We start from the raw sequence: 14,719 nt of genomic DNA, 5'->3' as shown, positions 1-14,719 counted from the left end.
TCCTGGGGATAGGTAAACTCCTTGGTTGCGAAATGGCCGGGGCACGCCTTCTTGCGCGCCCCTGTATGAGTAGCGAGCAGCGTAAAGCATTTCCTTTTTCTGAGTTTGAGCCGAAGTGGCAGTCCGAGTGGGATGCCAGGCAGGCTTTCCGTACCCCGAATCCTGGGGATGCGGACTTTGATGCTTCCAAGCCGAAGTATTATGTGCTCGACATGTTCCCATATCCCAGCGGTGCGGGCCTGCATGTGGGGCACCCGGAAGGCTATACGGCCACGGACATCATCGGCCGCTATAAAAAGATGACGGGGCATAACGTGCTGCACCCCATGGGCTGGGATGCCTTCGGCCTGCCGGCGGAGCAGTATGCCATCAAGACCGGTCAGCACCCACGCGTGACGACGGAAGCGAATATTGAGGGCTTCCGGGGTCAGTTGAAGCGGCTGGGCTTTGCCTATGACTGGAGCCGCGAGGTGAACACCACCGATCCGGGTTACTTCAAGTGGACGCAGTGGATTTTCACCAAGCTGTACAATAGCTACGTGAATGCCGAAGGCAAAGCTGCGCCCATCAGCGAGCTGGAGGCTCAAGGCCTGAGCCGCACAGAGATTGACGCCCGCCGCCTCGCTTACGTGAGCGAGGCTCCGGTAAACTGGTGCCCGGAGCTGGGCACGGTGCTGGCGAATGAAGAAGTGGTGGATGGCAAGAGTGAGGTGGGTGGCTTCCCGGTGGAGCGTCGCCCCATGCGACAGTGGATGCTGCGCATCACCGCCTTTGCCCAGCGCCTGATCGATGAATTGGACGGCCTGGACTGGCCAGAAAGCATCCGCCTGCTACAGCGCAACTGGATCGGCCGCAGCGAAGGTGCTGAAGTGAAGTTTGCCCTGGTGGGCAGCGAGCAAACAGTGACGGTTTTCACCACACGTCCAGACACGTTGTTTGGTGCGACCTACATGGTCATCGCCCCAGAGCATCCGCTGGTGGAAGTGATTTCGACACCCGAACAGAAGGACGCCGTGGCAGCTTATCAGAAAGCCATCGGTTCCAAGTCCGACCTTGAGCGCACCGAGCTGGCCAAAGATAAGACCGGCGTCTTCACAGGCGGCTTTGCCATCAATCCGGTCAATGGCGAGAAGATCCCCGTCTGGATCGCCGACTACGTCATGATGGGCTACGGCACCGGTGCCATCATGGCCGTGCCTGCGCATGATGAACGGGATTGGGAATTCGCCACGAAGTTCCATCTACCAATCCGTGAAGTCGTTGCCGCTGCTCCGAAGCTGAGCGGAGAAGGAGGGGCCGTCTGTGAGATGGAACCTGCTGCTTGTTTTGCAAATGAAGGATTTGCCGTGAACTCTGGCTTTCTGGATGGCCTGTCCACCGCAGAAGCCAAAAAGAAGATGGCGTCCTGGCTGGAGGAAAAAGGCCTGGGCAAGGGCATGGTGAACTACAAACTGCGTGACTGGCTATTCAGCCGTCAGCGGTATTGGGGCGAACCCTTCCCCATCGTGTGGGAGAATGGCGAGCATCGTTCCATCCCAGAGACGGAGCTGCCGCTGCTGCCGCCGACTTTGGAAGACTTCAAGCCTACTGGCACGCCGGAACCGCCGCTGTCCAAGGCGACGGATTGGGTGAAGTATTCCGAAACGGCGACTCGTGAGCTGAATACGATGCCACAGTGGGCGGGTTCCTGCTGGTACTATCTGCGGTATTGTGATGCGCAGAATAACCAACGATTCGTCAGCGAAGAGGCGGAGAAATACTGGATGGGCGGTGGCAAGCCCGGCGGTGTGGATTTGTACGTGGGCGGCACGGAGCATGCCGTGCTGCATCTGCTGTATGCGCGCTTCTGGCACAAGGTCTTGTTTGACCTGGGCTACGTCAGCACGCCAGAGCCCTTCCAGCGTCTGGTGAACCAGGGCCTCATCATGGGTGAGGACGGGCAGAAGATGTCCAAGAGCCGCGGCAACGTGGTGAACCCGGATGATGTGGTGCGCGAGTATGGCGCGGATGCACTGCGCCTTTATGAGATGTTCATGGGCCCGCTTGAGCAGGTGAAACCGTGGAGTATGAAGGGCGTGGAGGGCGTGTATCGCTTCCTGGCCCGCGTGTGGCGTCTGGTCATGGAACAGAACGCGGAAGGCGTGTGGAGCATCTCCAGCACGCTGCAAGATGTACCTGCGGACAAGGCCGTGACGAAGGTGCTGCACGAGACCATCAAGAAGTGCGGAGAGGACATCGAGAAGCTGAGCTTTAACACCGCGATCGCGCAGATGATGGTGTGCACAAATGCTTTCACGGCAGCCACCGCCAAGCCCGTGCGTGAAATCGTGACTTTCCTGAAGGTGCTGGGCCCCTTTGCCCCGCATCTGGCTGAGGAGCTGAATTCACGCATCGCTGGGGCCTTCCCTGAGGTGGCAGTGAAAGGGCTGCTGAGTGATGAAACCTGGCCAGTTTATGATCCTGCGGCCCTGGTGGAAGACGAAGTCGAAATCGTCTTTCAGGTGAATGGCAAGCTGCGTGACAAAGCTCGCATCGCCATTCAGGCCACCAAGGAAGAGATCGAAAAAATCGCTCTCGCGAGTCCGCGTGTGCAGGAGTTCATGGAAGGTAAACCCGTGCGAAAACTGATCGTGGTGCCAGGTAAGCTGGTTAACATCGTGGTGTAATCCGGATGATTTGTTGAAGCCGTGCTCTTGCCTGGGAGCACGGCTTTTTTGTTTATGAGAGGTGGGACGTTCCGCATCTTGGAAGCTTCGTGTGGGGCGGCAGCTCTTCATGGAGCGCGGGCGTCCCTCCTGCTGTTTTCTGCGTCTCGCGGAAAACCGTTCTGGCGGCTCGTTCCCGCTTAAAGCTGAGTGGTGAGGGGAGCGTTTTCGCTGAGTTGGTCGTCCGACGTCCACATCTGTTTGTCAGGGCCGGCCGAGCGGATCGTCATCTGCCAAGCGCTTTCAGGGTGGAAACGATAAGGGGTGCCGTATCGGTCCAGGAGCTCGCCGTCTGGACTGATGGAGGGGTGGGTTTTTGGCAAGACTGCGATGCCTTTGGGATTCTCCCCCTGGAGACGGCGAACGATTTCGTCATTCAGCTCGCCTGTAGGCATGGCCCCAAAGGAACGGCGGAATTCTTCAAGCAGCGTAGTGACGGTCTGCACGTCGTCAAAGAGGGTTTCGTTTTTGGGGTAGTTAGCGTTGCCGTACTTTGGGTTAGGTATGCCTTCAGGAGCGGGAAGAGCGTCAACGATTTCAATCACAGGCAGAGGATGAATAGTGCCTTTCGGTGTGGTGGCATAGAGATGGATGCCGTCAGGACTGTCAATCGGAGGCGGTGGCATCGGTGGGCGTAACGGACCACAGAAGGCAGGTTCGATAGGCCCCTGAGTGGCGGCACGCTGCGTGAGGAAATCTCTTGAGGCCACTTCGGGTTCGCCTGCAATCCACCATGCTAATGAGAGGATAGTTATCAGAACGATGGCGAAATCGAGGTGTTTGACGGATTTCATGAAAAGGGGGAATCAGGTGAGGATAAACTTAAAACGATGACTTGAGGGATCTGTAAACTGACAGTCAGGCTCAATGTTAGGCCCAGCCCCCTTTGAAGAAGGGCTGGGCGTTGTGGGCGTCTGAGGTTTACACGGTGAAGTCAACGAAGCTGAGCTCGGTAGGGATGGTGAGGGAATTTTGGAAGCGACCGAGGTTGGGGAAGATGTCATTGATGTTGGCTCCAGTGACGCCGGGAACGTAGCTGGTGCCTTGACTCATGAACCATTTGGCAATGACGGAGGCGTATTGGTCCACCGCATGGGTGGGGATCCAGCGGCCACGGTTGCTGTCCACATCCTGGCCAGTGGCACGGGCTAGGTCAGGAAAGTTGCCGTAAACATTTTGTCCAATGACAGGTCCTCCCATAACGATCTGGTGACCGCCCCAGCCATGGTCGGTTCCAGAAGCTGCAATGCCACCATTGGGTTGGAGCGTGCGGGCAAAGTCGGAGTGGGTGAAGAGGAGGGTGTCATTCCAGAGGTCGCCACTGCCTTCGGCGGCGGTGATGGCATCAATGGCATCTTTGAATCCCTTGAGAGCTTTGTCGAGATTTCCCATGAGAGTAGCGTGGTCGGTGAGTTGGTTTTGATGGGTGTCAAAACCGCCCATGCTGACAAAGAAAATCTGTCGATTGTTCTCCAATGCCGCCCGGCCTTGCATGAGGCGAGCCACCATTTTGAGCTGGTTGGCTACATCGGGCAGCGTGGTGACACCGGGGAAGGCGGCAGCAAAGGCCGCATCTATGGCAGCAGTGGATGAGCCCAGGGATGCGCCGACGACAGCTTCATTGTCGCGCGCCCTTTTCATGACGTCATTGTAGCCTTCTTCAAGATGGTGTTGGTAATGGCTTTCGTTTTCACCTAACTCTAAGCGTGTCAACTTGGTGATGGTATCGAGCGCTTTGAGCGTATTCCCTGAATTGTTGGCGGCATACTGAACTGGGCTGACGCCGTAGTTGGCAGAGTTACCGTAAGTGCCGGTGTTGTAGGCCGGATTGGTGGTGGCATTGTAGCCAGAGAGGCCCACGACACCACCCGTGCTGACTGCGTATTGCACCACGCTGCTGCCCACTTGAAAAGAGTTTTGGCCGGCGATGGAAATGTTCATCGAGACTTTGCTCGTGGGATTGGTGATGGAGTTGAGCAACTCGGCGGTGCGGCCACCCCAGCCATTTTGAAAAGGCTTGTCCGGGATGCTGCTCTGCCACTGGAGCTGCTGATCGCTGTGGGAAAAGAGCTGCGGTGGGACAGGCGTGGTGCGCGGCACGGCGACGTATTGTGCCCGGGTGATGGGTTGGACGAGGGTGCCTACATTGGCCACGAAGGCGAGGTCGCCACTATTAAACAGGCCCTGGGTGTGGGTCATGCTGGGGTGTAGGCCGAAGCTGCTAGCACTTGCCTGATTGAACCCACCGGCTGGAGCCGTGAGGGGGAGCGCGGCGCTGGTGCTGATATGGAGTGGATGGGTGGTGGGCCGTGCTGTATCATAGTTGGTTCGCGCAGTGCCGGCAGTGGGCACCAGCATGTTGTTGGCATCATTGCCTCCATAAAGGAAGAGACAGACGATGGCCTTGTAATCCGTCGGAGCGCTCTGGGCCATCGCGCTCTGGACGAGGCGGAGGTGAGCCAGGGTATTGACCACGGAGGTGACGCCGAGGCTGGCGCAGGCGGAGCGGCAGAGGAAGTTCCGCCGGGTATCGAAGTGATCTTGATGCTTGCGATTTTTCATAAAGGTCAAGGTGTTCGGGTTTCGATTCGGGCGGACTATTTCTGGACGATAAATTCGGGAGAGTTGGTGATGAGGTAGAGGGCCGTGCGCACGCGGGAACCGGCATTGGCCTGGGTCACCGGTGGTGCGTCCACATAAGTGGCGGCTGTCTGATCAATGATGATGCTGCGCGGGTCTTTGCCGCCTGAGACGTAGGGATATTTAGCCTTCAGGGAGCCTGCGCACAGAAGGGCATCCAGTCGATCCACAAGATAAGTCGTCGCACTGATCTCAGTCTGGCCAGACGTTTCCCGCACCAGGCGGTAGTCTGTAGTGAGGCTAGCGAGATTGATGAAGACGTTGTCGAGATTGCCCGTGGCATCTCCGAGGATGGTGCCTGTGGACTGGCCGCTGGCTGTGGTAGCGGCAGGATCAATGATGGAGCCATTGTCAATCGTGCGGTGGTAGTTCACGGTTCGGACAACGAGGTTTTCCGTCATGATCTGCAGTTCCGGCGCGACAAGACCGGCCGCAGCCACACGGCCACCAGGTGTATAGTCTGGCAGGTACCAGTTAAACACACTCGGCATATTGTTGGGAATCTGACCGAGGTCCGTCAGGGTATCGCTATACCGATAGCTGGTGGCTCCTGAGCCCAGATTGGCGAGCTGGCCAGCAGGGTAACCATAGCTGCTGAGATCTCCCACATTGATCTGGGATGTCGAATTGAAGGCGCGTAGGATTTGGGTATAGCGGATGAGAGGTTCCTTCACCTTGCCAAAGCCCACGTTGACCGAGGTGGTGCTGTTGACCACCTGGGGATCTACATTGGTTAGGCTGCGGGCTTCATAGTCGAGGAGAATGGCTTTAACGACATCTTTGAGGCTACCTTTGACTCCACTGCCATTGTTCAAAAACACCTGCGAGACACGGTAAACGTAGCCACGGCTAGGGTTGCTGGTGACCAGACGCTGAATGAGTCGTTTACAGATGAAGGGTGCAGTGTTCGGGTGGTTGTAGAGTGTGTCGAGTGCCTTGTCCAGATCTGCTTCTGCATAGTTGGTTCGCGCCGTCGTGTCAGTGCTGGTGCCTGTGTAGGCATCATGCGTAACTCCGAGGATGGATTTGGCCCCTTCGTCATGATAGGCGGGGAAGTTTTTCATGGGGTTTTCATACCCAGGGTGGAAGTATTCAGCCCCTTCGCTGGCGTTCAGGAAAGTGTTCTGAACAAGTGTGGGGACATAGCCATTGGCCGCGCTGTTTTGAACGTAGGCGAAGCTCCAGCCCGTGAAGATCTTGGAAAGCTCCTTGATGTCATCGTTATCGTAGGTGGCGATGGGTTGGCCGCTGTTAGCCAGTTTGATGGTCCCGTCTGGATGCAGTTCGAGCAGGCCAATGGAGAACAGTTGCATGATTTCACGAGCGTAGTTTTCATCGGGCGAAAGCGTTTGCACTCCGTTCACATCGAACTGGGCTTTCTGGTTTTTCAGGTGGCTAAGGTACTTGCCCATGATGGGGCTCTTGCTGATGTCCTCTAGCAGATGTCGGAAGGTGATGGTGCTTCCAGTAGCGCTGCTATACGTGCCGTTAGGCGGCTGGAGGTGGCGTTGGCCATCGGCGAAGTCACCCAGCATGTCATAATAACGGCTGTGGCCGTAGGTTCGAGATTGCACAGTGCCTTCACGATCCGAGACGACAAAGATCTGCTCCAGGGCGTAGGCGGTGCGCTGGCGAAGCTGATCGTGAGCACGGTTGACGACTGTCCACCAGGCGCGTCGGCGGTTGATATGGTCTGTATCGTAGGACTCCTTGTTGAGGCCTGGGGGGATGGGGCGGTAGGTCCAGGCGCCCGCTGGGCTGGGGACTGAACCCCAGCGAGTCCAGTCGAGTGCGTTGTCTGGCGGTGGTGCAGCAGGGTAAGTTTCATCCACGGTGGTCGTGGCTGGATTGTCCACGACTGCGGGCAGATCTGCCTGAAGACCGCGAAGAGCGAACTCTTGGTTATTTGCGGCGAGATGGTAGTCATACAGTGTGGTCTGGCTGCGGCTCCACTGATCATTGATCCAAGCGGTGTAGGCGGCGATGCGGTTGGTGGCTAGTTTTTTGTCACCTGAGATGGTCGCATAGAGGGCATCGGCATCGGCTTGGTTAGCACCAAAGGTGGCCTGAGTGAGGAAGCGGATGATGTCCCGACGTACTTGTTCATCGGTCGTGAAGTTTTCCAATCCTGGCGCAGCAGGTGGGGTGACGAAGGGGCCAACACCTGTGACACGGGTGAGCTCCGCCTTGATTTCTCCGCTGGAGTAGCGGGTGGTGTGGACGTTGACATACAGGAGTTCGGCCGGTGTTTTACGGAACAGCGCATCAATGAGCTGCTGGGCTTTATAGCCAGCGGAGTCCACAATGGTCCAAGGGTAGTCAGAAAGAGGGCCGTTTGGCAGGCCGTCAGGGTCACCATACACAATGGTGCCGCCGTTGTAGTGAACATGGCTGCCATCAATGTCCGCCTGGGGGGTGGTCAGGCCGTTAAAGACGGTAGAGATGCGAGCTTTGTTGTTAGGCCCATTCAAGATCACTGTGGCAAAGCCGGAGGCACTGGTGACGGCAGTGCCTTGTGCAAGGAAAGTGCCCAGGAAGAGCTTTTCATTCGCCGGGATGTCCATGGAGTCATTGATCAAAACAACGGAGTTCGTGGGAGAGGTGATGGTGTAGAGAGATGCATTGGCGGTAGCTGTCAGCCGCAGTCCCTCGGGATATTCATTGAGACCGTCATCTACGGGGCGAATGTAGATGTCCACGCTCTGCGCGTTGGCCGTCATAGGGATACTGGTAGTAACCTGTGTGCCGCCAGTGGAAGCGGTCCATGCGGTGTAGTCTGCACTGCTGGCAGGCGCGCGATTGGTGTCAGTCGTCGCTGTTCCCGCGAGTGTGAAATTGACCGTCATGGGGGCGAAGCCTCCATTGCGATTGATGCGCAGTCGAGCATTTGTGCTGCTGGTGATACCAGCAGTGACGTCGTTGATTTCATAACCATTGGTTGTGACAGTGCTGACGGTGATAACACCGCCTGTAAAAGCGGTGTGGCTGCTGGATGTCACAAAGTCTAAACGATTATGATATTCCTGCTGACTGGTGAGGAGGTCACTGTCTGGGTCTAGCGCGCCGTCGGTGCCATTGTTGGGGTCCAGCCCGACCGTGGTTTCCCAAGCATCGGGTGCGCCGTCTTCATCAAGGTCTTCTGCTCCTTGAACGGAAAGGAAAGCCACGGTTTCAGCACTGTGGGTGTTATTGACGGTGCCTTCGCCATACTGGGCTGGGTGGGCATCCTCCTGAGCGACGAGGTCCACGCGATCTGCAAAGAGGTAACGCCAGCGGAGGGTGGCGGGATCAGTATCGTTCTTCGTCTGCATGGAGGCAAAGATGTAAGGGTCTGCATGCGGCCGAGAAAAAGTGCGGGTGCGGAAGGCACTGTCAATGTTCGTTCCGGTTCCAGCTTGGAAACGCATGCGCGTGGTGAAAAAATTACTGCTGCCCTGAGTCATAGCTACCCAATGGACGGTCTCTGCAGCATGGGCGGTGGTATCAATTTCAGATTCATCCAATTCGACAGCGAAGCTGCTGGTCGTGACAGCACTGACACGGGATTGAACCGCTTGTGGATCGGCCACAGTGGTGACCTGAGAGAAAAGGACCGGGACCGCAGGGAAGCCTGAGGCGAGGGCCTGGGTTGTGCCAGTCTGGGTGACGCCGGTTTTGGCCCCAGCCTGCCAAAGAGTGCCGCCGATGGCGAAGGTGCCAGACTCCATGACGAGGTAGCTGAGTTTTTCCGCAATGTTATGGCTCTGAGTGGTGTGATGGTCCCAGCGATCCACTTGAAATTCAAAACCCGTGCTAGTCACATTGCGCACGCGAATCGTCATGGAGGTGCTGCTACGGTAAGAGAGTGGGCCGGTGATGATGACGGGATTTGTATATGGCATGGCAAAGGTGACGGGGGTCCAGGTCGTGGCACTGGCCTGAGTCACGATGACATCACCCACTTCCACCTTGGCCGCGATTTCCCCAGCCATGTCCCCGAGCACGATGTAGCCAAGGTCTTCAGCGACGTGGGCGGTTTCAGTTGCTGCGGAGGTTTCTTCCTGGATTCGAAGTTGAACACTGGTGGTCGTGAGCGCCGCCATTTTAACTTCACCAGGATCCATTTCATTTGCAGACTGTGTCTGTGCGATGAGGACTGGGGCCGTGCGCGTCGCGGGAAATGTGACCGTGGCAAGCGTGCTGGTGACACCACCGGTGGTACGCACAGCACTTAACACCTTGCCATCCAGATAACCAGTGCCCGTGGAGACGGCTATGTAACCAATGCCTTCATTGGAAATAGTGCCTGTATCTAGTTCCTGCGTCTCTAACTTGACCTGAAAACCGGTGCTGGTGACACCGCTGATGCGGGTCTTGAGTGCCTTGACTCCTAGTCCGGCGACTCCAGCGGTGTTGATGGTGGTCTCCACCTGGCCCAAGACGACGGGAGCTGTAGAAAAGCCTGTGAGGGTAGATGCAATATTGGTGCGATTCACCGCGCTGATGCGCCCCACCTGCCAGCGCTGAGTGCCGAAGACGTGAGTTCCTTCGGTGAGGGCAAGGTAGTGAACTGTTTCAGCCGGATGATAACCGTTCTTAAAATCCCACTCGTCTATTTGATACTGAAAACCCGTGGTTGTAACATTGCGCACGCGCAGCACGCACTGCTCACCATTTGTTTGTGTAGCAGGGCCCATGACGACCACGGGAGGGGTGGCGAAGGTGCGTGTAAAGGTGATCGAGTTCCACTGATCTCCTGTGTTTTGGACTGGAGTGGTGATTACGCCAGTTTCGAAATTTGCTGGCACGGCAAAAGCCGCTCCTGCAGCGAGGGTGGCGCTGAGGGCGATATTTCGCACCCAAGAAGTGAGGGCTCTTAACCCAGGTTGATAACGAGGTGGTTGGTTAGCCATAACGCCGCATATTTCAGCGGTCGTTGAAGGCGGGGGGAAGATTCGCGCTGTCCCCTTTTTGGGGGATGGTAAATCTTAAGCCTTAAATTCGGCGATGAAGGATAACAGGAAATATGGGGATGTGGTGAGCCCACTTACCTTTTCAAAAGTCCACGATCAAGGGCTGTCATCACCGCTTGGGTACGATCTTGAGCATCCAGCTTATCTAGGATGCGTGCCACATAGGTCTTGATGGTTTCGGTAGAGACAGCCATCTCTGCGGCGATGAGTTTGTTGGGCCAGCCTTTAGCCATATTTTGAAGCACTTCTTGTTCGCGGCTTGAAAGAGTGACGTGGCTGCGGCGCTCGTGTAATTTCCCCAAAACGGGTTGCGGAAAGTAACGTTTGCCAGAGGCGAGCGTGCGGATGGCCTGAATAAGATCTGGCCGGGATGCATGTTTAGGTAAGTACCCCCGGACACCTGCTGAGACTGCGCGGTGGATGTCTTCCTCTGTTTCCTCCACTGAGAAAAGAAGCAGTCGAGCTGCGTCGAAGCGTTTAACAATTTCTCGTGCGGCGTCGGTGCCATGCATGTCTGGAAGATTACCGTCAAGCACGACGACATCGGGCCGATGCTGCGTGTAGAGATCAATCGCGTCTTGTCCGCATGAACCTTCTGCGATGACGCCCATGCCTTCTTCCAGGTTAAGCGTCGCGGTTAGGCCGATGCGTGTGAAAAAGTGATCGTCCACGATCATGACGCGAATGGTGTTTTCAGTGGGTGACTGCATGGGACGGAAAACTCAGCGGCAGGTGCAGTGAAATGCGTGTGCCTGTTTGCGGATGGGTGCTGATCTCAAGATGAGCGCGTATTTTTGCAGCCCTTTCTTTGAGACCTGCCAAGCCATAGTGCCCTGGAGGTGGGCTACTGAGGAGGCGTGGGTCAAAGCCGACTCCATCGTCTTGGATCAAGAGGTGCAGATGAGGCATGGTAGGCGGGCGCTGCGGCTGAAGAACCCGTTCAGAAGAGTCTGCTGAAGATTCCCGTAAACGCTTGCCTTGGGTTGGGATTTTGGAGGTGACTTTGGTCAAATGGAAGCCCTGTGTTAAGCGTTTTCGTTGGGCGGGTGCGGTGGCCACAGTACTGAGGTGGACCCGAATGTGGCGCGCGGAGGCGTGAGTGAGTGCGTTGTGGACGGACTCCTGGACGATTCTCATGAGTTGGAGCGCAATGGCTTCGGGTAAAGGCGCTTCTTGACCTTCATGAGTGAACTCAATCTGGGTCGAGATGCTGGGCTGAACACGGTTCTCTAACCAATTTTTTAGAGATGCAATGAGACCTGTGGCCAAAGTCGTTTCACTGCGCAGGTCCCAGATGGTGTGGCGGGCTTCGACCTGACAATGCCGGAGCATCGCAGTGGTGTCTTCGATCAGACGGGGCAGCATGTCCGGTGCCGCATGGATGGCGCCTTTGAGTGTTTCCAGGTGCAGGGCGGCACTGCTGAGCTGCTGCTGGAGGCTGTCATGAAATTCGCGCGCGATGCGCAAGCGCTCTTCTTCAGCTGCGGCATGGCTCTCGATTTCACGGATGTGGCGCGCCTGCCGCCAGAGTTGCCAGCGGAAAATGAGTGCGCCAGGGATAGCCAGACCTGCCAGTGCAGAGAGAAGCCACACCGTTAGGGTGAGGCGCGCTGGCGTCCACCAAGAGGGACCTTCTAAAAGAGTCAGGTCTGTCAGGCTTCGAGGATGGATGGAGATGCTGGGCGATGTGCCATCTGCCCCCGCCTCGAAGCTGCCTGGGCTGTGAATGTGGCAGATTCCGGTGATCTGAATGTGGCTACCTTCCAAGAGGTGGCGCATTTGGTTAGGTCTCAAAAAGGTCTGCCAGGCGAGGTGGCAGTGCACCCCGCTGGGTAGCTCTAACGTATGGCGGGGGATGCCGCCAGACAAAGTGTGGGTATGTAAAATACCTTTGAGAGAAACTAACTCGCGCTGCATGCGAGGGTGAAAAAATCCCTGCTCAAGATGAATGGGTGCAGGGGCTCCTGAATGATCAATCAAACGGCAAATGCCGTCTTGTAGGGTTAATCGGCCTTCCACATTCTGCGGCCAACCTGCTACAGCAAGGCGCTGGCCGGGAACAAAGGTGGTTAACTGGCGCGTCGTCACTTCAATGCTCCCGTCTTCTGTCCGCAGGCACACCCATGAGCGGGGGCGTGCTGCTGTGACAATGCCTTGTAAATGGACACGCTGACGCGCATTGGTTCGCGGAGTGGCCTGAATGTCACGGAGGGCCGTGATAGGTGGACTGTCGAAGGCTTCCTCTAAAGCTCGAGGCTGCAGGACCCAACGGCTACGGTAGGATACAAGTAAGAGCGCACTTGCATCTTCTGGCAAAAGTGGCGGGTCTGCCCGGCAGACCAGCACCGCTGTCAAAGTCACGGGACAGTCTAACCACTGATCTAACACGGGCTGAGGCTCACGCCAGGGTAACCGTGCGATGGCGTATCCGCTGGGGGTGCTAATTTCTACCAGCATGGGTGCACTCTCTAGCGGGGGAACGGAAATGCGCCGAACAACACCCGAGACCCGGGTGAGGTGACCATCCAGTCTGAGTTGAGCCGCATCATCTAAATCAAAAGGTAGGGCTGGAATCGCCGTTTTTTCATCCGGAACGGGAAGCACTTCTGGTGCCCCATAGTCACTGCTATCTTTCAGGATCATGGCCAAGCCCTGCCGTCGTGTGAGAAATCCTTCCACCTCCACCGTGTCACCGGGGATCGGAAATTTAGCGCTGGTGCGGGTGCGCGGGTCATAGCCGATTCCGCCTGAGCTATCCTGCACAAAAGCGATGCCTAGCCGATGATTGGTAAAGGTGACAGAGCCCCGCACGCGAACCGGGTCTTTGACATCACGCCGTGCCATCAAAGCCTTAGCTTCAGCGATGGTGATGACGGGCTGCGCCGCCTGTAGAGGGGAGGCGAGCCAGCTATAAACGACGAGGAGAACCCCAACGTAAAAGGTGGTGGCAGATGGGTGGGTCATCTGAGGCGTGCCAAGTCTCTCAAATTTGAGCGAGTCGTGGCAAGCGCCAATTTCATGAAAGCTCTTGGCTGATCAAAGATCGTTCAGGTGGTCTAAGACTTCTTTATGGAAGTCACTTAAGACAAAAAAGCCGCACAGGGAAATCCTGTGCGGCTTTTACTTGGAGATGTCTAACTTGAAGTTTTACTTCGCAGCTTTTTTGAGTGCCTCGGCCTTGCTGGTGATTTCCCAGGTCAGGTCAGCATCGCCGATCTTGCCAAAGTGACCGTAGTTGGTGGACTTGGAGTAGATGGGGCGGAGGAGGTCAAGCTGCTTGACGATATCAGCGGGCTTGAAGGAAAAGGTCTTCAAGACGGCATCCAGGATCGCGTCATCGCTAATGGTGCCAGTGCCGAAGCTGTCGATATGCACGCTCACAGGCAGAGGGTGACCGATGGCGTAAGCAAACTGGATTTCGCACTTGGAGGCTAGGCCTGCGGCGACGACGTTCTTGGCAACCCAGCGGCCCATGTAGGCAGCGCTGCGGTCCACTTTGGACGGGTCTTTACCAGAGAAAGCACCACCACCATGACGGCCCATGCCGCCGTAGGTGTCCACAATGATCTTACGACCTGTCAGACCGCTGTCTCCCTGAGGGCCTCCAACGACGAATTTGCCGGTTGGGTTGATGAGGTATTCGGTGTCTTTGGTCAGCATGCCTTTTGGCAGGACTTTTTTGATGACCTGCTCGATGCAGAATTTTTCAATCTCTGCGTGCTCCACACTGGCGGCGTGCTGGGTGGAAATGACGACGTTGACGATGCGGGTCGGGCGGCCGTCCACGTATTCCACGGACACCTGACTCTTAGCGTCGGGGCGCAGCCACTTAGCAGCCTTGCCAGCCTTGCGGATTTTCGTCAGCTCGCGGCCCAGACGGTGGGCATACATGATGGGGGCTGGCATGAGCTCTTCCGTTTCATCACAGGCGTAACCGAACATGATGCCCTGGTCACCAGCACCCTGTTCAGCATGCTTTTTACCTTCAGCAGCTTTTTCGTCCACGCCCTGGGCGATGTCTGGACTCTGAATGGTGAGGTAGTTGTTGATGAAGATTTGGTCAGCATGGAAGATATCGTCGTCATTGGTATAACCAATGCCACGAACAGCATCACGAATGACTTTGCCGACGTTGATCACTTCATCAATCGGCTTGGTGGTCCCCTTCTTTTTGTCCTGGAGTTTTGGGATGGTGATTTCACCGCCGACGACCACGATGTTGCTCTTGGCGAAGGTTTCGCAAGCGACGCGGCTCTTCGGGTCCACGGTGAGGCATGCGTCGAGGATGGCATCGGAGATGGTATCGCAGACTTTGTCTGGATGACCTTCGCCGACGGACTCAGAAGAGAAGATGTAAGAGCGGGACATGGTGCTGTGTTGGTTATATGGACGAATGATGATGCGTTGATGCGTCCACGCTAG

Annotated in this window: 7 protein-coding genes; 1 reads left to right on the top strand and 6 read right to left on the bottom strand. The window is 56.5% G+C overall.

Annotated features, from left to right (window positions below; genetic code table 11):
* The first annotated feature begins 65 nt into the window (after nucleotides 1-65).
* The gene (gene leuS / locus HNQ64_RS20630; RefSeq protein WP_184212292.1) at nucleotides 66-2,666 is read left to right on the top strand and encodes a leucine--tRNA ligase; all 2,601 of its coding nucleotides are present in this window, start codon (nucleotides 66-68) and stop codon (nucleotides 2,664-2,666) included.
* Nucleotides 2,667-2,845: 179 nt separating this feature from the next.
* Here the strand turns inward: leuS and HNQ64_RS20625 are convergent, their stop codons facing one another.
* The 6 genes from HNQ64_RS20625 to metK all read right to left on the bottom strand — a co-directional run bounded on the left by HNQ64_RS20625 (nucleotide 2,846) and on the right by metK (nucleotide 14,665).
* Nucleotides 2,846-3,499, bottom strand: a complete 654-nt coding sequence (locus HNQ64_RS20625) for a hypothetical protein (RefSeq protein WP_184212284.1) — start codon at nucleotides 3,497-3,499, stop codon at nucleotides 2,846-2,848.
* Between the two features lie 127 nt (nucleotides 3,500-3,626).
* Nucleotides 3,627-5,267 (bottom strand): DUF1501 domain-containing protein, encoded by a 1,641-nt coding sequence (locus HNQ64_RS20620; protein ID WP_184212282.1) that lies wholly within the window; start codon nucleotides 5,265-5,267, stop codon nucleotides 3,627-3,629.
* Nucleotides 5,268-5,302: 35 nt separating this feature from the next.
* Nucleotides 5,303-10,237, bottom strand: a complete 4,935-nt coding sequence (locus HNQ64_RS20615) for a DUF1800 family protein (RefSeq protein WP_184212280.1) — start codon at nucleotides 10,235-10,237, stop codon at nucleotides 5,303-5,305.
* A gap of 134 nt (nucleotides 10,238-10,371) precedes the next feature.
* A complete protein-coding gene (locus tag HNQ64_RS20610) occupies nucleotides 10,372-11,007 on the bottom strand; it encodes a response regulator (protein ID WP_184212278.1) in 636 nt (211 codons plus the stop codon).
* Nucleotides 10,991-13,261, bottom strand: coding sequence for a histidine kinase (locus tag HNQ64_RS20605; RefSeq protein WP_184212275.1), 2,271 nt, complete (start codon nucleotides 13,259-13,261; stop codon nucleotides 10,991-10,993). Before HNQ64_RS20605 ends, HNQ64_RS20610 begins: the two co-directional genes overlap by 17 nt.
* Nucleotides 13,262-13,444: 183 nt before the next feature.
* Nucleotides 13,445-14,665 (bottom strand): methionine adenosyltransferase, encoded by a 1,221-nt coding sequence (metK, locus tag HNQ64_RS20600; RefSeq protein WP_184212273.1) that lies wholly within the window; start codon nucleotides 14,663-14,665, stop codon nucleotides 13,445-13,447.
* Nucleotides 14,666-14,719 lie beyond the last annotated feature (54 nt).

It is taken from the genome of Prosthecobacter dejongeii (assembly GCF_014203045.1).
In the GTDB taxonomy this organism is placed as follows: Bacteria; Verrucomicrobiota; Verrucomicrobiia; order Verrucomicrobiales; family Verrucomicrobiaceae; genus Prosthecobacter; species Prosthecobacter dejongeii.
This window is presented reverse-complemented; position numbering and strand designations above follow the sequence as displayed.

Bases quoted from the DNA above. Each gene is read 5' to 3' on its own strand.
- HNQ64_RS20610 (WP_184212278.1), bottom strand. From the start codon at position 11,007: ATGCAGTCACCCACTGAAAACACCATTCGCGTCATGATCGTGGACGAT.
- HNQ64_RS20620 (WP_184212282.1), bottom strand. From the start codon at position 5,267: ATGAAAAATCGCAAGCATCAAGATCACTTCGATACCCGGCGGAACTTC.
- HNQ64_RS20615 (WP_184212280.1), bottom strand. From the start codon at position 10,237: ATGGCTAACCAACCACCTCGTTATCAACCTGGGTTAAGAGCCCTCACT.
- HNQ64_RS20625 (WP_184212284.1), bottom strand. From the start codon at position 3,499: ATGAAATCCGTCAAACACCTCGATTTCGCCATCGTTCTGATAACTATC.
- metK (WP_184212273.1), bottom strand. From the start codon at position 14,665: ATGTCCCGCTCTTACATCTTCTCTTCTGAGTCCGTCGGCGAAGGTCAT.
- HNQ64_RS20605 (WP_184212275.1), bottom strand. From the start codon at position 13,261: ATGACCCACCCATCTGCCACCACCTTTTACGTTGGGGTTCTCCTCGTC.
- leuS (WP_184212292.1), top strand. From the start codon at position 66: ATGAGTAGCGAGCAGCGTAAAGCATTTCCTTTTTCTGAGTTTGAGCCG.